The following is a 17,326-nucleotide window of genomic DNA, read 5'->3' on the forward strand; positions in this document are numbered from 1 at the left end:
TTCGGCATCGGCGCAAATACCCGTGCGTACTGATTTATGGGGTGAAAATGTGTGCCACATTATTTATATATAAATCATGCGGTTAATTATGCTAATTACCGAAATTTAATATTTTCTTGCAAGCGGCGAGTCCGAGCTTCTATTAATGGCTCCCCGGCCGGATTCGGGCCGGACTTTCTCGGGGGAGAACTCATGACTCATCTGCATTCCGGCAAACCGTCGTTGCGCCGCCGTCCGCTCCTGCTCGGCATCCTGGTGGCGCTCGCCACGCCCGCGTTCGCCCAGCAGCCGCCCGCGGCGACGGAGCCCGAAAGCGCGGTCGCCGGCAAGGGCCCGACCGATCTGGACCGCATGGTCGTAACCGGCTCGCGCATCCGCCGCGCCGGCTTCGACACGCTCGAACCGGCCACCGTCGTCACCAAGGACTACATCGCCAACCGCGGCCTGACCAACGTCGCCGACGCGCTCAACGAGATTCCCGGCTTCGGTACCGGCATCACCCCCGAGGGCGGGCAATCCTCGTTCGGTGTCGGCGTGAACTTCGTCAATCGCTTCGGCCTGGACAGCAATCGCACCCTGACCCTGGTCAACGGCCGTCGTTTCGTGTCGAGCTCGCCGACCACCTTGTTCGGACCCGCGGCGCCGGGCGTGCAGGTCGATCTCAACGCGATCCCGACCTCGCTGGTCGAGCGGATCGAGAACCTCGCGATCGGCGGCGCGCCGACCTACGGCTCGGACGCGATCGCCGGCGTGGTCAACGTGATCCTGCGCAAGGACTACGAGGGCGTGGAGTTCGGCAGCAGCTACGGCATGACCGAACGCGGCGACGGCGAGCACTACAACATCTGGGCCCTGGTCGGCGCCAATTTCGACGAAGGCCGCGGCAACCTGACCTTCTCGCTGACCTTCGACGACCAGAAAGGCGTGCTGCAAGGCGAGCGCGATTTCTTCAGCGAAGGCTATTTCAACGCCACCAACCCGCTCGCGAGCACGCTGGCCACGGTCTATCCCGGCCGCACTCCGGCCAACGACGGTCGCGTCAATCCCAACATCCCGTTCAACACCGGTCCGGCGGACGGGATTCCCAACGCGGTGCTGGCGCGCAACCGCCGCATCTGGACCATGACCTACGGCGGCCTGCTCACGCCGGGCCTGGGGGCCAACGGCGCGCCGATCAACGCGTTCCGGCCGGGCAGTTCGAACCTGCGCCCGGGCGGTTTCGGTCCAGGCGGCAACACCGTGCTCCAGTTCGGGCCCAACGGCGACCTGATTCCCTATGACGCGGGCATGCCGTTCAACGGCACCGACGGCAGCGGCGGCCAGGGCATCAATCTGGTCGACGCCGGCCAGATCACCTCCGATCTCAAGCGGATGTCGTTCGCCACCAACGGACGCTGGGCCTTGACCGACAACGTCGACGTGTTCTTCGAAGGCCAGTTCTACTCGGCCGAAAGCACCGAGCTGACCGATCAGTGGGCCTTCAACGGCACCGCGTTCCCCAACGGGATCAGCGACCGGATCTTCTTCCCGAGCACGTATGCGCTGCTCAACGACCAGGCCCGCGCCACCTTGCGAGGCCTGGGCGTGAACAGCTTCGGCATCTCCCGCGCCTCGCGCGACCTGGTGGTCAACAACGGCAGCGCGACCACCGAACTGGGCCGCTTCGTGGTCGGCCTGGAAGGCAACTTCGAACTCGGCCAGCGGGTGTTCTATTGGGAAGCGTCGGGCAATTACGGCCGCAGCGACGCCCGCTCCTACGGCACCTCGATCATCCAGCAGAACTTCGTCAACTCGCTGCACGTGGTGCGCAATGCGCAGGGCCAGATCGTCTGCTCGCCGACCGCGGTGGCCGGCGTGCGCGTGCCCGGCCCCGGCGGCGTCGCGGTCAATCCGGTGGCCGATCCGAACTGCGTGCCGCTGAACCTGTTCGGCGACGGCGCGCCGAGTCAGGCGGCGCGCAATTACGTGACCGCGCAGACCGCCTCGCAGGCGCTGCAGGAGCAGAAGGTCTTCAACGTCAACCTGTCGAGCACGCTGTTCGACCTGTGGAGCGGCCCGCTGCAGTACAACGTCGGTTACGAATACCGCAAGGAAAGCGGCCTGTTCGATCCCGATCCGTTGCTGATCGCCGGCCGCGGCCGCTCGGTGGCGATTCCGCAGTTGCAGGGCGAATACTCCACCAACGAATGGTTCGGCGAATTCGTGCTGCCGCTGGTCAATCCCGACGCCGACATCCCGATGCTGGAAAAGCTCGACGTGATCGGCAAATACCGGCAGGTCGACAACAGCATCAACGGCAAGTTCGACACCTATACCTACGGCCTGCAGTGGAAGCCGTACGCGGACCTGGAAATCCGCGGCAACTTCACCCGCTCGCTGCGCTCGCCGGCGATCGCCGAGGCGTTCCTGCCGCGCGGCAGCTCGTTCCAACTGGTCACCGGCGACCCCTGCGATTCGCGCTTCATCAACAGCGGCGGCAGCCGCCAGGCGCAGCGCACCGCGAACTGCCAGGCGTTCTTGAACCACTACGGCTACGGCCCGGGTTCGACCTTCACCTCCAACGCCTCCAACGCCACCATCCAGGGCATTTCCGGCGGCAATCCGGACCTGCGCAACGAATCGGCCGATTCGTACACCTACGGCTTCACCTGGGCGCCGTCGTTCCTCGAAGGCCTGACCTTCACCGCCGACTACTACAACATCAAGATCGTCGACGTCATCAGCAACCTGACCTCGTCGGAAATCGCCCGCGCGTGCTTCGACTCCGACGACTTCGATGCCTCGAACATCCCCAACGCCAACGACTTCTGCGGCCGGATCACCCGCACCGCGCCGGGTCCGGCGGGCAGCGGCGGCCAGGCCACGACCTTCGTCAGCGGCTTCGTCAACGGCAAGTACCTCAAGATGGAAGCGTATTCGGGCGAGCTGTCGTATCGCTTCGACACCGAAAATCTGGGCCGCTTCGCTTTCGGCGTCACCGGTTATTTCCCCAAGGACCTGACCGTCGACAACACCGGCATCAGCCCGAACCAGTCGGTCGGCGAGATCGGTACGTCCAAGCGCCAGTACCAGTTCAGCGGCGCCTGGGAAAAAGGCAAGCTGGCCGCCAACCTGAGCGCGAACTACCTCAGCCGCGCCCAGTTCGACGTGCTCAACACCGCCGAAACGCGTGACATCCTCGGCATCGACAGTTACTGGCTGGTCAACGCGGGCCTGGCCTATCGCTTCAGCGACAGGACCAAGGTGCGCCTGGCGGTCAGCAACCTGCTCGACAAGGAGCCGCCGTTCCCGACCACCGGCATCGGCGTGTACGACATTCTCGGCCGTCGTTACAACCTGTCGTTCGAATGGAAATATTGATCGGCCGCGGCTTGGTGGATTGAGCGTAATCCATCGCTAGAAAAGCGGGCCCGATCGCCTGATCGGGTCCGCTGCGTCGCCCCGGGATCCGCGCGAGCGGTTCACGCCGTTGACCGTGGTGCTTCGCTCCGCGCCATGTCTCGCAATGCGTTTGACCCAGTGAAGTAATCCTTAACGTGGCGCGGATTCGCCGCGCTCCGCTAGTCATCGCGGCATAGCGCTTCAAGGAGGAAATGATGAACCCGCAACGCGTTCGCAAACACCATCGTATCGTTCGCTGGATGCCGGCCCTGCTGTTCACCGCGTCGGCCGTGCTGTCGGGTGGCGCCTTCGCCGGCGTGTGTTACCCCAGCGACCCGGGATGTCTGCCGCCCGACCCGCCGCCGCCGTACGAATGCAATCACGGCTGCGCCGCCTACTGTTACAACGAGATCATCGCCCGATGCGAAGAACTGGGTCGCCAGCAGGAGGATTGCGCGCTGGTCTACAACGACTGCATTGCATCGTGCGGCTGTCTGAATCCGGAAATTCCCATGACTCAAGCTGCGCCCACTTCCGAGCGGGGCGCGGCACGCACGCTGATGGCGGCGGCCAACCCGCAGTCAGTCATGCAATCACCGGTGTGCGCTAAGCGGATCGTGTCTCTGATCCGGCGTTGAGTGGTTCGCCGTGCCGGGTATCCACTCGGCACGGCGGCGATCACATACGGACCTGCAGGCGCGGAGCCTGTATCACAAGCCGTCCTATCGTCCGTCGGTGGTGGTCGTAGCCGAAGCGGCGATCAAGCTGGCAAACGGAAGAACGCGTTGTCGTCGCGGTGGTGTTCGCCGCGGTGACCGCCACGTCCTCGCCGCGATCGCGGGTGAGCGCGAGGGGCCGAGGCTTGCACGCCGTTGCGGGGATTGGATACGCGCCGGCCCGGCATTCACGAATACCGCGACCGCGCGTTGATAGCGATACCGGCGGCCATGCCGCCCCTATCAGGACTCATCCATGCGCATCCTCTTCGCTGCCGCCCTGGCCCTGGCCGCCGCGCTCGCGGCGCCCTGCGTGTCCGCGCAGGCCATCACGTTACCGTCGGCGGCGTTCCGTGGCGGCAATACCGATTGGAAGATCAAGCTCAGCTCGCAGAGCGAGACCGTGATCTACGAGCTGAAGGTTCCCGAGTCCGCCACGCGCCTCGGCGGTCCGCTGAAACACGTCAAGGCCGAGCCGGGCCAGTACCAGTTGCTCGGCGTGATCGGCGTGGAGAAGAGCGCGCTGACGGTGAAAATCGCGCCGGTCAAGCTCGGCGAAACCTGCAAGGACAACAAGGGAAACATCGGCGGCGTCTACGGCCCGTACACCTACGCCATTCTGGTCATGCCGGCGCCGGTCAAACCCGCGACCGGCAGCAAGCACAAGCCCTGGCCGAAGCTGTGGTACGGCTGCGGCAACTTCACCCTGGATTGATCATCCAGCACCGATCTGGCGCGCGGCCGGCGCGGGATCAGGCCGGCGGCAAGCGGAAAAAGGCGTTGGCGGTCGCGGTGGTATTCGCCGCGGTGACCGCCACGTCCTCGCCGCGATCGCGCGCGAGTTCCTCGACGATATGCGCCAGGTACTTCGGCTCGTTGCGCCGATGCGACGGCGCCGGCTTGACCGTGCGCGGCAGCAGGTACGGCGCGTCGGTTTCGATCATCAGCCGCGCGGCGGGAATGTGCTTGACCAGTTCGCGCAGGTGCAGACCGCGGCGTTCGTCGCACAGCCAGCCGGTGATGCCGATATGCCAGTCCTGGTCGAGGCAGTCGAACAGCTCCTTGCGCGTGCCGGTGAAGCAATGCACCACCGCCGCGCCGAGCTTGCCGTCGAAGTTCTTCATCATCGCCATGAAGTCGTCGTGTGCGTCGCGCTGGTGCAGGAACAGCGGCTTGCCGGTGTCGACCGCGTTCTGCAACTGCATCTCGAACGCGCGCCGCTGCGCCGGACGCGGCGAGAAGTCGCGGAAGTAGTCCAGCCCGCATTCGCCGACCGCGACCACTTGCTCATGCGCCAGCAGCTCGCGCATTTCCGCGTCGCATTCGGCGGTGTACTCGGTCGCGTGGTGCGGATGGACGCCGGCGGTCGCGAACAGCTCGCCCGGGTGTTGTCGCGCCAGTTCGAGCGCCTTGGGCGAATGCTCGCGGCTGGCGCCGGTGATCACCATGCGCGTCACCCCGGCGTCGCGGGCGCGTTGCAGCACCGCGTCGCGGTCGGGATCGAAGCTGTCGTGGGTGAGGTTGGCGCCGATGTCGATCAGTTGCATGCGGGTGGGGCGAGGCGGAGAACAGCGCGCAGTCTAGTGGCTGCGGCGCGGGCGCCCAAGCGCGGGCCGGCGCGTCGCGGCCGCGAGAGTCTGCGTAGTGGCCTTCACGGCGCGCAGCCCGCAGCGTTTGCTGCCATGAAGACGGCGCGCTTGCCGTCATGGAGCCCCTCATGCGCAGCGCCTCGTGGTCGGTCGCCGGATTCGCCTTGATGCTGGGCGGGGTTCTTGCCGCGACGGCCATGCCCGCGACGGCCGCCGATTTCCCCAAGCACACTTTCCGCGGCGGCAACGCCGGCTGGGGCGTGGTGATCGGTGCGAACAAGGCCGGCAGCCTGCACTACAACCTGGTCGCGCCGGCGCGCGTCGGGGTGTCTTTCGGCGCGCTCAGCGTGGTCGCCAAGGCCCGGATCGGCCAGTACGCCTTGCAGGGCCCGCTGAAATCCGGCGAGCGCCAGGACGTGTTGATCGTGATGATCGCGCCCGCCGCGGCCGGTTCGCCGTGCAAGGACAGCGCCGGGCGGACTCATCCCTACGCGGTGATCGCCAACGGCGGCCGCGCCGGCGCGTGGTATGGCTGCGGCGATTTCGGCGCCGATTGAAGTTTCCGACGCGGTCGCGCGAACACCTCCGAATCGAACGCCGCAACCGACCCGCGTACGCCGTCGCCGCCCGCGTAACGACGCCGCGCGGCTATCCTTGCGCGCGTGACCAACGCCCAATTCCCCATCGACACCCTGCTGCCGCAAATCCGCGACAGCCTCGCCGCGCATCCGCGCCTGGTGCTGGAAGCGCCGCCCGGCGCCGGCAAGACCACCCAGGTGCCGCCCGCGTTGCTCGATGCGCCGTGGCTGCAAGGCCGCAAGATCATCGTGCTGGAACCGCGCCGCGTCGCCGCGCGCGCGGCGGCCCACTTCATGGCCCGGCAGCGTGGCGAAAGCGCGGGCGAGACCATCGGTTATCGCATCCGCTTCGAAAACAAGGTCTCGGCCGCGACCCGGATCGAGGTGGTCACCGAAGGCATCCTGACCCGGATGATCCAGGACGATCCCACCCTCGAAGGCGTGGGCGCGTTGCTGTTCGACGAATTCCACGAACGCCATCTGGCCGCCGACCTCGGCCTGGCGCTGGCGCTGGACGTGCAGGCGTCGCTGCGCGAGGACCTGCGCATCGTGGTGATGTCGGCGACCCTCGACGGCGAACGCCTCGCGCAGTTTCTCGATGCGCCACGGCTGAGCAGCGCGGGGCGCAGTTATCCGGTCAACATCGGCCACTTCCCGGCGCGGCGCGAGGAGAAGCTCGAACACCAGCTCAAGCGCGCGGTCGAACACGCGCTGGCGCAGCATCCCGGCGACCTGCTGGTGTTCCTGCCCGGTCAGCGCGAGATCGCACGCGCCGACGCCGCCTTGGCCGGCAGCGAGGCATTGCGCGGCGTCGACGTGCTGAGCCTGCACGGCGAACTGCCGGTCGAACAACAAAGCCGGGTGCTGCAACCCGATCCCGACGGCCGCCGCCGGGTGGTGCTGGCGACCAACGTCGCCGAATCCAGCGTGACCTTGCCCGGCGTGCGCGTCGTGATCGACTCGGGCCTTGCGCGCGAACCGCGCTACGACCCCAACAGCGGCTTCGCCCGCCTCGACGTGGTGGCGATCGCGCAGGCCTCGGCCGATCAGCGCGCTGGCCGCGCCGGCCGCGTCGCCGAAGGTTGGGCGTACCGGCTGTGGCCCGAATCGCAGCGGCTGGAGCCGCAGCGCCGCCCCGAAATCGCTCAGGTCGAACTGGCCGGGCTGATGCTGGAACTCGCGGCCTGGGGCGACGCCGGCCTGCGTTTCGTCGACGCGCCGCCGAGCGGCGCACTGGGCGCGGCGCGCGAACTGCTGCTGCGGCTGGGCGCGTTGGAGGGCAGCGAACAGACCGCGCCGACCATCACCGCGTTCGGCAAACGCATGCTCGCGCTGGGCACCCATCCGCGGCTCGCCGCGATGCTGCTGGCGCCGAGCGACGCGCGCGAAAAAGCCCTGGCCTGCGACCTGGCTGCGCTGATCGAAGCGCGCGACCCGCTGCGCAGCGGCGGCGATGCGCTGGCCGCGCGCTGGCAGGCGCTGGCCGCGTTTCGCAATGGCCGCGCGCCGGCCGATGCCTCGCGTTCGGCATTGGCGACGCTCGACCAGGCTGCCAAGCAATGGCGCCGCCGGCTGCGTGTCGATATCGCGCCGCCGGCCAGCGTGCCCGCGCATGCGCTCGGCGATCTGCTGCTGCATGCGTTTCCCGATCGCATCGCCCATCAACATCCCAGCGATCCCTACCGTTACCAACTCGCCAACGGCCGCAGCGCCAAGCTGTTCGACGACAGCGCGGTGTACGGCGAGCCGTGGCTGGTGATCAGCGAACTGCGCGACGACCCGCGCGATGCGCGCATCCTGCGCGCCGCGCCGCTCGACGAAACCCGTTTGCAGCGCGAATTCCCGCAGCGCTTCGTCAGCGAAGACCGGGTGATCTGGGACGCGGCCGCGCGCGGTATCGCGGCGGTGCGCGAACGGCGCTACGACCGCATCGTGCTCGACAGCCGGCCGCTGGCGAAACCCGATCCGGCGCGCTACGCCGATGCGCTGGTCGACGCGGTCCGCCAACTCGGCCTGGACGCGTTGCCGTGGACCGAAGGCCTGCGCCAGTGGCGCGCGCGCGTGCGTTGCCTGCGCGAGTGGATGCCGGAGTTGGCGAAGGGCGAACACGCGTTGCCGGACTTGAGCGACGAAGGCCTGTTGGCCACGCTCGACGAGTGGCTTAAGCCCGCGCTGCGCGGCAAGACCCGGCTCGATGCGCTGGATGAAGCCGCGTTCGGCGATGCACTGCGTTCGCTCGCCGATTGGAGCTTGCGACAGAAACTCGAAACCCTGGTGCCCACGCGCATCGCGGTGCCGTCAGGCCAGGAACGCGCGATCCACTACCGCTTCGAAGCCGAACACCACGACCCGCACATCGGCGCGGACGCACCGGTGCTGGCGGTCAAGCTGCAGGAATTGTTCGGCCTGGCCGAAACCCCGCGCATCGCCGACGGCCGCGTGCCGCTGACCTTGCACCTGCTGTCGCCGGCCGGCCGGCCGCTACAGGTCACACAAGACTTGCGCGGTTTCTGGGAACGCGGCTACTTGGAAGTCAGGAAAGAGATGAAAGGCCGTTACCCGCGTCACCCCTGGCCCGACGACCCGTGGACGGCGACGGCGACGCATCGGGCCAAGCCGCGCGGGACTTGATTGGGGCCGGGAATCGGGAATGGGGAATCGTAAAAGCGGCCGCGCGGCGCTCTGGCTTCTACGATTCCCGATTCCCGATTCCCCATTCCCGCCTCGAGACATTCAGCCCCCAGCCGGTCACCGGCCGCAGCGATCACAAAATTTCAACGGTGATCGGCTGACACTGGGCATCGTTTCTCGTCCAGGACTGACACGATGAGCAAGTTCGAATCCCTGCCCGACCGCGCGTTGGAACTGGTCCATGCGATCAGCGCCAATCTGAAGGAAGCCGCGCCCAAGGCCGGCCAATGGCTGGAAACCGGCGCCAAGTTCGGCGCGCTCAAGACCGGCGCCCGCACCGCCGGCGGTTTCATCCGCCGCAACCCGGTGGTCGCCGTCGCGGCCGTCGCCGGTGCCGGCCTGCTGTGGTACGCCGCCGCCCGCCGCAAGGCGCGCCTGCAATCCGAGGAACCGATCGAAGGCAGCGCCCGCCGCGTCGAAGCGCGTCGCGCCACGGGTCAGACTTCGCGTCGCAATCGATCAGCCGCGCGCAACTCGGGCGGCGAGACCTCCTCGGAGGATTGAACCGGTCTGGCTGCATCGATCGGCGAAAGAGCCGGTGCGCGAGCACCGGCTTTTTTGTGGCCGGGCGAAAACGCTGTCGCCCAACGTCCGGCTACCCGTTTTCCATCAATCTGGCCTGGGTCAGGAACCGTTTCAATCGCTTGCTGTGCTTCGCAGCGGCATTGCGATTGACCTCGCCAGCTATCTCGCCGTAATGGCCTGGTGCGATTTTGACCTCATGAATCCTCACGCGCGTCGGCATCGTCGTTTTGCCGACGACAGCGCGCATGAAGGCCAGCCCCAATCCCATTTTACGCAAGTGGTCGTGGACTCGTAGCATGACGATGGTCCAGCCGTCGCGGTCGGCCTCGTGTCTGGTCAGCAGCACCACGCCTACCGACATATTCGGTATCTGGCTGTCCTCGACGGCCCCCGCGGCCAGAAAGCTTCCGCGCGAGAACTGCAGCACACCCAACTTGTAGTCGCATGCGTCGCAAAGCGCGTCGCGCACCGCCTTTGACTTGAGCATGCTTTGTTCGAGGAAGTTGATCTGCGCTTGGGCATACAGTTGATCCGCGTGGCACGCGAGTTCGTACGAGAGATTCACCGGTCCATCCGTGTCGATGCCGGCCTGTAGCGTCGGCCACTCGATCTTCAGGTAACCGTCGATCTTGGACATATCCAGACGGCTTTCGCAGAAATGCACGAAACGGCTGCTACGTGTCTGCAGGGTCAACGACCACACCAACCGGAACATCGGCGTCCACGACCAGTGCCGGAACTGATTGATCCAGCCGCGGTTGTCGGGGTGATTCCAGTTGCGTTCCAGTTCCAGGTCGTTGTAGACCCCTTCCATAAGCTGGATCACTTCCTGCATGAAGTAGAAACAATCGCGGAAGTGTTCTTTCGGCGCGAGCCGCATCTCCAGCGGGGCGCCGGCTTTACCGCCGGCGTTCGGGTCGATGTTCAACAGGCCCGGATACAGCTGATGGTCCATGCAGGCCAGACCCTCGACGGTACGCTGCTTTTCCAGCAGACGCAGCAACTCGCCGCCGTGATGGCTGCGCGACACCGAAGTGGCATCGGCCGGCTCATACAGCCGGTACGTGATCTGTTTGACGAATTTTTCCTTCAGGACTACGTCTGCCAAGGTGATGCGGCCATCCAGATGCGACGGCGCGGTGCTGTCGCGTTCGAACAGGGATAGCATGTTCTGGAAACCCAGTTGGCGGTAGCACTCGAACTGGATTTCGTCGAAGAACTGGTCGCTGGTGGGCTGGTGTGGAAATTGCGGATGGACGTTGGCGTAGTTGCGGATGTCGGCCGACTCGTCGCCGAGCAACGACGGCTTGAGGTAGAGCACGACGCCTTGAGCGCCGTCCTTGTAGGTGATTTTGCCCAATGCCGCGCAGCGGCGTGCGTGACCGGTGGTCTTGCTATTGGTCTGCATCAGCGTTGTGTCGATGTCGATCTCGGCGCCGAAATCCACCCGGCACTTGTGCACCGCATTGGCCAGATCGGCGAAACGGCGGTCGTGGTCGGCGGTGGCATCCACCGCCAGGATGAAACGGCAATGCCGCCGTACCAGCTCATAGATGCCGAGATTCTCGAAATGGCCGCCATCGGTGACGTAGGCGTATTTGCCGTTCTCGTGCATGTTGCTGAGCAGTTCCGACAGCAGATTCAAGCCGGCGAAATTGGCGGCGCTGGGTTCGGCATTGTGGTTTTCCACCCACCAGCCCAGCCGTGCATTGAACAAGGTCAGCAATACGCTTACCGCTGAGGAGCTGTGATACCCCATGCTGGGGCTGATGGCCGCGCCCGAGACCGACATGGCCGCGCCCAACGTCTGCTCGCTGGCCAGCTTCGAGGGCGACAGACAATGTCCGCGCTGGCGCGAAACCGGCAATTCGATGCGATCGCCGATCGGGCCGGTCTGGCCTTCCGGTAGCGGCTGATGACCGCAGAACAGCGGCGAGAATACGAACGACGCGGCCTTGCGGTCCTGCCACTCCAGGCGCCGGCTTCGGACCAGATTCACCGCGCCGCACAACAGCGGATACAGCGGACGCTCGCTTTCCTCGTCGACATCGCGAAACTTGCGCAGGCGACTGAGCTTGATATCGTCTCCCTCGGGATCCAGGCCGGTTTCCAGATCGCGCACCGCGTTGGTCCGACTGGCCGCGAGATAGCATCGGACCAGGCGATTGCGATAGAACCCGTTCATGCTGAATTCGTTTTCGTCGATGAAGTAGGCCAGCACCAGCCAGATCGCCGTGGCCACGGCCATCCCCCAGAAACCGCGGAAATCGATGCCGGTCGATTCGGAGCTCAGGTCCAGCAAGAACACGACCGCCGATCCGGCGATGATGACGATGCCGCCGATGAACACCCACAAGGCGCAGGCCAGAAGCACGCGTTTGAAGACCTGGAACATGCCCGGCGTGAGCAGCGCTGCGCGGTCCCAGTAGCCGACGGCCGCGCCGGCGCTGCTGATCAACGCCCATGTACTCAACAAAAGCCCACTTTTGTCGGCGACGTGCCTGCTCGTATAAAGCAGGGCCGGGATGTAAACGGTCAACAGTAGCGGCAAGGTAAGTCCGCACAGGAGCCAGATGGCGCAGCGTCCCATCAGCCTGGTCCAGCGCTCGCGCGAGACCGCATCGCCAGGGGTGTAGGCCAGGCTCAGATGCAACAGGTTGATGAAGTAAAACGCGGCAAACAGCGCGGGCGCGCCGAGGCCGATCGCCAGATAGGGCTGCAGCCACGCGGCGCGGGTTGCGATTTCCGCGAACTGATTGGATTGATACAGGGTGTGCTGCAGGACCTGCGACGCCGGGACGAGAACGAACGCGGTCGCGCCGATGGCGATCATGGCGGCCGTGCCGAACACCAGTTGCTTGGCCAATCTGATGCCGAACCGGTCGCGTCGGGATGCCTCGCGCCACCACCATAGCAACCAGGTGAAGAACCCGAGCAAGTACGTGGACGCGACGGCGAATACCGCGAAATAGCTGCTTTCGGCGGACAGGGGAAAGCCAGTCAGTCGGGAAAAAACCCCGAGCACTTCCAGCTTCAAGGGTCTGGCCGATTCGCCGGACCACAGCAGCGACGCCAGCAGAATGAAGCTCAGCGCGAGCCCGACCGGCGGCACCACGCTCGATCCTTTGAACAGAACGCGCGGTCTGGCGCTGACGTTGTCGCGCTCGACGATCTTCTCACGAGGTCGGGAAATCAACGCGATCACAGTACAGATCATCGCCAGCGCCCAGGCCAATAGTGGAGCACTGGCCAGGCGCTCCAGTGCGATCACCAGCAAGGGCGGCAGAAACGCCAGAAATAGGATCAGGGCGCCCAACTGAGTCTGCGTCAGCAGCATGTTGGAGATGTATGTCGACACGATCGAAATCCGGTCGCCGGACAGCGGACGCTTGTTCGGGCTGAGGAAATTGCTGTAGCTCCTGAGCTTGAGCACCGAGTTACTGATCGCGCTTGACGGCGTGGCCGCCTTGGCGGTGGCGGCAGCTTGTGCGGTCCGCGCGGTACCTGGTTCTGCGCTCGCTGCTTCGGTGTCTTGCGCCCGCGCGCTGGCTTGGTCGGAGGTGGGCAAAAGCTGCGTCAAGGTTGCGTCCAGATCCTGATGGTGCAGCATTGCCTGCAGGTAGCCCCCGATGTAGCCGCCGCCTGATACGGTGGAGCAGTAATGAAAGGCGCTGAGCAGCCCTCGTTTGGTCAGCGCTTGCAACACGCCCAGGCAATAGGTCGCGCTGCGGATGCCGCCGCCCGACAGCGCCAATCCCCACAGCGCTTCCTGGGTATCGCAGCCGCTGTGACGAGCGGCGCTGCCCATGATCCGGTCGATTTCCAGATTGCGAAGCGACTCGGAGAATTCGTCGTACTGTTTTTTGCGGCTATCGGCGTCGCAAACGTTGTCGCTGTTGGATCTGCGCTCATTCGAACTGCTGTGCTCGACCATGTCCTTGTCTCCCCTGCGCGCGCGGATGGGCATTGGGGCCGAAAACACAGCGTCACGTAGGCCATGGCATGGCCTGCATCGCAATGATCAAGGAGTAAACGATTGAAGCGAGCGGCAACCCCCGACGGATCCAAGTGTCGATCCGCGTCGCGCGGGTCGCACACCGTGTGGCGGTCACGATGGTCGCCAGTCCCCTGTCCTTGGCCTCATAGACCCTTCAACGCGTAGTGTTGAAAGTACAGGTCAGGGTCTTCGCGAATTCGCCGATATTCAGCGCGATAAGTCACGCGCGATACGCACGATTTCAAATTCAAGCTGTTTTATCGGCTATCCATGACGATGTGATTCATGCCGGTAACGTATTGGCTCACGAAAGCTCACCGCAGGCCGCACGAATTTATCGACCGCAAACGTGGTTTGCGATTTTCCCATGCGATGCATCAACGATGCCGACTTAGTGCGAGCGGCTGCGGTTCCCGATCACTGCGGTTCGGCGTTAGCTTCCGGCAACTCGATGATGAAGCGCGAACCACCGCTCTTGCGCGATTCGTACCACAGCTGGCCGCCGGCGTTGACCACGATCTGCTTGGCCAGCGACAAGCCCAGGCCGTTCGACAGGCCGTCGTCGAGGTCGTCGTCGTGCAGGCGCACGAACGGCTTGAACAGTTCGCGCTGGCGCGCGGCCGGGATGCCCGGGCCGCGGTCGGCGACGATCAGTTGCCAGAAGCCCGGCGCGCTGTTGCGCGCGGCCAGCAGCAGGTCGCTGCCGGGGGCGTATTTCATCGCGTTGGTGACCAGGTTTTCGCTGACCTGACGCAATACGCGCGGGTCCATCGCGACCTTCGCCGCGCCGCCGGGCGGCGGCGCGATCTCGACCCGGATGCCGCGCGCGTCGAGTTGCATCTCGTAGCGGCGCACCAGCCAGTCCAGGGTTTCGCTCAGGTCGGCGCGGCCGTTCTGCTGCGCGCGTTCGCGGGTGCCGGCCTGGCTTTCCAGGTAGTGGCGGATGTAGCCGAGCGCGTCGTCGGCGCTCTCGTGGATCATCTGCAGATAGCGCGGCACGCGCTCGGGCTTGCAGCCGTGGTTGATCAGCAGGTCGCTAGCGAACAGCACGCTGGTCAACGGGTTCTTGAGGTCGTGCGCGACCAGGTTGACCAGTTCCTCGCGTTCGCGCGCGACCCGCTCGAGGCGGTCGCGGGTCAGCTTGAGGCCGACGTGGGCGTTGACCCGGGCGAGCAGTTCCTCGGGCAGGAACGGTTTGGTGACGTAGTCGACCACGCCGGCGTCGAACGCGCGCAGCAGCAGGTCGCGGTCGTGGGCGGCGGTCACGAACACCACCGGCACGCGCAGCGGCGAACCGGCGCGCAGCGCGGACATGACTTCGAAGCCGTCCATGCCGGGCATCATCACGTCGAGCAGGATCAGGTCGGGCGGGGATTCGGCGTACAGCCGCAGCGCCTCGTCGCCGGTGGAGGCCGAAACCACTTCATAGCCCTGCCGGGACAATAAAGCGGTCACCACGCGCAGGTTCGCGGCCTGATCGTCCACGACAAGAATTCGGCCGGTGGATGTCGCGGGTGTGCTCATACGTCCTGTAGATCCCTGGATCACCTGGGGAAGCGTGATTTCACGCCGATTTCGCATACATGAATTGCATGGAAATCGTGTGGAAAGTTAACAGAAACCTTCACGCAAAGGCGGGATGGTCACCCATAAAGCTGAATTGTTCACGCCGCTGCGGCAAGCTGCCGCAGTTGGCAATGCGGCCCTGCAAATCCGGCCTGTCCGCGGCATTTGCGGCGGCGCATCATGCAGCCCTGTCCATTAAGGAAATCCTAATGAGCCTGCGTCCGCTCGGTCGCTCGTCCCTGCGTGTCGCGCCGCTGGCGTTCGGCGGCAATGTGTTCGGCTGGAGTGCCGACGAGGCGACCACGTTCGCCCTGCTCGACGGCTTCGTCGACGCCGGCTTTGCCCTGGTCGACACCGCGGATATGTATTCCTCGTGGGTGCCGGGCAATCGCGGCGGCGAGTCGGAGACGCTGATCGGGCGCTGGCTGGCCCACGGCGGCGGTCGCCGCGAGCGGGTGGTGATCGCGACCAAGGTCGCCAAATGGTCGCAGCGCCCGGGCCTGTCGCCGGCCAATATCCAGGCCGCGGCCGAGGATTCGCTGCGCCGGCTGGGGACCGAGGTCATCGATCTGTACCAGGCCCACGAGGACGATCCGAGCGTGCCGCTGGAAGACACCCTGGGCGCGTTCGCGCGGCTGATCGAGCAGGGCAAGGTGCGCGCGATCGGCGCGTCCAACTATTCCGCCGCGCGCCTGGCGCAGGCCCTGGACGTGGCCGAACGGCACGGGCTGCCGCGCTTCGAGACCTTGCAGCCGCATTACAACCTCTACGACCGGCAGGTGTTCGAAGCCGAATTGGAACCGTTGGTGCGCGAGCGCGGAATCGGGGTGATCAATTACTACGCTCTGGCCAGCGGGTTTCTGACCGGCAAGTACCGCAGCCGCGCCGACCTGGGCAAGAGCCGCGCGCGCGGCGGCGCGGTCGAAAAGTACCTCGATGCGCGCGGCCTGCGCATCCTGGCCGCGCTCGACGAGGTCTCCGGCGCGCATGGCGCGACCCCGGCGCAAGTCGCATTGGCCTGGCTGATCGCGCGGCCGTCGATCACCGCGCCGATCGCCAGCGCGACCAGCACGGCGCAGTTGCAGGAATTGCTCGCGGCGACGCGGCTGAGCCTGGCGGCGGACGAGATCGCGGCGCTGGATGCGGCGAGCGCCGAAGCCTGACGCGCGATCGCATCGCCATCGCATCCATATCGCATCTGCCCCGCATCTGTACCGGCACGCGAACGCGACAACTGACTCTGCCGCCTCGCCCGCTTTCGCCTTAGGCTGCGCCTTGCCACGAACGCCCCCGCCATGAACGCCGCCACGTCCACCGCCGCCGCACCCGTCGCCACGTCCCGCCGCGTCGGCATCGCCCTGGCCGCGTCCGGCGCGATCCTGTTTTCGGCCAAGGCGATCCTGGCCAAGTTGCAGTACCGCTACGGCGTGGACTCGCTGCAGGTGCTGACCTTGCGCATGGCGTTCTCGCTGCCGCTGTTCGCCCTGCTCGGCGTCCGCGAAACCCGCCGCGCCCGCGCGCGCCGGGCGCTGCCGTCGCGGCGCGACTGGGGCCTGATCGTGATCCTCGGCGTGCTCGGCTACTACCTGTCCAGCCTGCTGGATTTCTGGGGCCTGGAGTACGTGCCGGTGTCGCTGGAGCGGCTGATCCTGTTCCTCAATCCGACCATCGTGCTGCTGATCGGCCTGTTCGCGTTCAAGCGCAAGGTCGCGGCCAAGGAATGGATCGCGCTGGCGGTGAGTTACGCCGGCGTGGTGCTGGTGATGGTCGAGAACCTGCGCGTGCAGGGCGACCACGTGCTGTTCGGCAGCGCGCTGGTGCTCGGCGCGGCGGTGAGCTATGCGCTGTACCTGGCGATGTCGGGTGAGCTGGTCAAGCGGCTGGGTTCGCTGCAGTTGGTCGCCTACGCGATGATCGTCTCGACCGCGGCGGTGATGATCCATTACCTGATCGCGCGCGCGCCGTCGGCGCTGTTCGGCCTGCCGTGGCAGGTGTACGCCTGGGCTGTGGCCAACGCGGTGTTCTGCACCTTCCTGCCGGTGACCTTCACCATGGCCGCGGTCGCGCGGCTCGGCGCCGGCACCGCGGCGCAGTTCTCGGTGATCGGGCCGGTGTCGCTGGTGTTCCTCGGCGCCTGGGTGCTCGGCGAACCGATCACCGCGATCCAGCTGATCGGCACCGCGGTGGTGCTCGGCGGGGTGGTGATCCTGAGCCGGCCCGGGGCCAACTCGGTGCCGATCACCGCCACGCCGACGGCGCCGAAGTAGTGCCGCGGCGCGCCGC

Annotated in this window: 11 protein-coding genes; 8 read left to right on the forward strand and 3 right to left on the reverse strand. The window is 65.9% G+C overall.

What is annotated here, in order from left to right:
- Nucleotides 1–192: 192 nt before the first annotated feature.
- From ASD86_RS09060 to ASD86_RS09070, 3 genes are all read left to right on the forward strand, one after another.
- Nucleotides 193–3,360: a TonB-dependent receptor gene (locus ASD86_RS09060; protein WP_056109619.1), complete on the forward strand. Its 3,168-nt coding sequence runs from the start codon at nucleotides 193–195 to the stop codon at nucleotides 3,358–3,360.
- Between the two features lie 236 nt (nucleotides 3,361–3,596).
- Nucleotides 3,597–4,019 (forward strand): hypothetical protein, encoded by a 423-nt coding sequence (locus ASD86_RS09065; protein ID WP_157476361.1) that lies wholly within the window; start codon nucleotides 3,597–3,599, stop codon nucleotides 4,017–4,019.
- A 334-nt stretch (nucleotides 4,020–4,353) separates the two neighbouring features.
- Nucleotides 4,354–4,812, forward strand: a complete 459-nt coding sequence (locus ASD86_RS09070; RefSeq protein ID WP_056109624.1) for a hypothetical protein — start codon at nucleotides 4,354–4,356, stop codon at nucleotides 4,810–4,812.
- Nucleotides 4,813–4,849: 37 nt separating this feature from the next.
- Here ASD86_RS09070 and ASD86_RS09075 read toward each other — a convergent pair whose 3' ends face one another.
- The gene (locus ASD86_RS09075) at nucleotides 4,850–5,644 is read right to left on the reverse strand and encodes a TatD family hydrolase (RefSeq protein WP_056109626.1); all 795 of its coding nucleotides are present in this window, start codon (nucleotides 5,642–5,644) and stop codon (nucleotides 4,850–4,852) included.
- A gap of 170 nt (nucleotides 5,645–5,814) precedes the next feature.
- Here ASD86_RS09075 and ASD86_RS09080 point away from each other — a divergent pair, with 170 nt between their 5' ends.
- The 3 genes from ASD86_RS09080 to ASD86_RS09090 all read left to right on the forward strand — a co-directional run bounded on the left by ASD86_RS09080 (nucleotide 5,815) and on the right by ASD86_RS09090 (nucleotide 9,459).
- Nucleotides 5,815–6,243 carry a hypothetical protein gene (locus ASD86_RS09080; RefSeq protein ID WP_056109628.1) on the forward strand — a complete coding sequence of 143 codons (429 nt, stop codon included), beginning with the start codon at nucleotides 5,815–5,817 and terminating at the stop codon, nucleotides 6,241–6,243.
- Between the two features lie 105 nt (nucleotides 6,244–6,348).
- Nucleotides 6,349–8,895, forward strand: a complete 2,547-nt coding sequence (hrpB, locus tag ASD86_RS09085; RefSeq protein ID WP_056109631.1) for an ATP-dependent helicase HrpB — start codon at nucleotides 6,349–6,351, stop codon at nucleotides 8,893–8,895.
- Nucleotides 8,896–9,090: 195 nt separating this feature from the next.
- The gene (locus ASD86_RS09090; RefSeq protein WP_056109633.1) at nucleotides 9,091–9,459 is read left to right on the forward strand and encodes a hypothetical protein; all 369 of its coding nucleotides are present in this window, start codon (nucleotides 9,091–9,093) and stop codon (nucleotides 9,457–9,459) included.
- Between the two features lie 91 nt (nucleotides 9,460–9,550).
- Here the strand turns inward: ASD86_RS09090 and ASD86_RS27410 are convergent, their stop codons facing one another.
- Together ASD86_RS27410 and ASD86_RS09100 are read right to left on the reverse strand one after the other, a co-directional pair.
- Nucleotides 9,551–13,414, reverse strand: a complete 3,864-nt coding sequence (locus ASD86_RS27410) for a patatin-like phospholipase family protein (protein WP_056109635.1) — start codon at nucleotides 13,412–13,414, stop codon at nucleotides 9,551–9,553.
- Nucleotides 13,415–13,894: 480 nt separating this feature from the next.
- Entirely contained in the window at nucleotides 13,895–15,001 is a 1,107-nt protein-coding gene (locus tag ASD86_RS09100) for a hybrid sensor histidine kinase/response regulator (RefSeq protein ID WP_162253639.1), read from the reverse strand.
- Nucleotides 15,002–15,252: 251 nt separating this feature from the next.
- Here ASD86_RS09100 and ASD86_RS09105 point away from each other — a divergent pair, with 251 nt between their 5' ends.
- Together ASD86_RS09105 and ASD86_RS09110 are read left to right on the forward strand one after the other, a co-directional pair.
- Nucleotides 15,253–16,206 carry an aldo/keto reductase gene (locus ASD86_RS09105; RefSeq protein ID WP_056109638.1) on the forward strand — a complete coding sequence of 318 codons (954 nt, stop codon included), beginning with the start codon at nucleotides 15,253–15,255 and terminating at the stop codon, nucleotides 16,204–16,206.
- Between the two features lie 132 nt (nucleotides 16,207–16,338).
- Nucleotides 16,339–17,310, forward strand: coding sequence for a DMT family transporter (locus ASD86_RS09110; RefSeq protein ID WP_056109640.1), 972 nt, complete (start codon nucleotides 16,339–16,341; stop codon nucleotides 17,308–17,310).
- Nucleotides 17,311–17,326: the final 16 nt, after the last annotated feature.

The sequence above is a fragment of the Lysobacter sp. Root690 genome, from assembly GCF_001427785.1.
Classification (GTDB): Bacteria; Pseudomonadota; Gammaproteobacteria; order Xanthomonadales; family Xanthomonadaceae; genus Lysobacter.

Bases quoted from the DNA above. Each gene is read 5' to 3' on its own strand.
- ASD86_RS09060 (WP_056109619.1), top strand. From the start codon at position 193: ATGACTCATCTGCATTCCGGCAAACCGTCGTTGCGCCGCCGTCCGCTC.
- ASD86_RS09065 (WP_157476361.1), top strand. From the start codon at position 3,597: ATGAACCCGCAACGCGTTCGCAAACACCATCGTATCGTTCGCTGGATG.
- ASD86_RS09070 (WP_056109624.1), top strand. From the start codon at position 4,354: ATGCGCATCCTCTTCGCTGCCGCCCTGGCCCTGGCCGCCGCGCTCGCG.
- ASD86_RS09075 (WP_056109626.1), bottom strand. From the start codon at position 5,644: ATGCAACTGATCGACATCGGCGCCAACCTCACCCACGACAGCTTCGAT.
- ASD86_RS09080 (WP_056109628.1), top strand. From the start codon at position 5,815: ATGCGCAGCGCCTCGTGGTCGGTCGCCGGATTCGCCTTGATGCTGGGC.
- ASD86_RS09090 (WP_056109633.1), top strand. From the start codon at position 9,091: ATGAGCAAGTTCGAATCCCTGCCCGACCGCGCGTTGGAACTGGTCCAT.
- ASD86_RS27410 (WP_056109635.1), bottom strand. From the start codon at position 13,414: ATGGTCGAGCACAGCAGTTCGAATGAGCGCAGATCCAACAGCGACAAC.
- ASD86_RS09100 (WP_162253639.1), bottom strand. From the start codon at position 15,001: ATGAGCACACCCGCGACATCCACCGGCCGAATTCTTGTCGTGGACGAT.
- ASD86_RS09105 (WP_056109638.1), top strand. From the start codon at position 15,253: ATGAGCCTGCGTCCGCTCGGTCGCTCGTCCCTGCGTGTCGCGCCGCTG.
- ASD86_RS09110 (WP_056109640.1), top strand. From the start codon at position 16,339: ATGAACGCCGCCACGTCCACCGCCGCCGCACCCGTCGCCACGTCCCGC.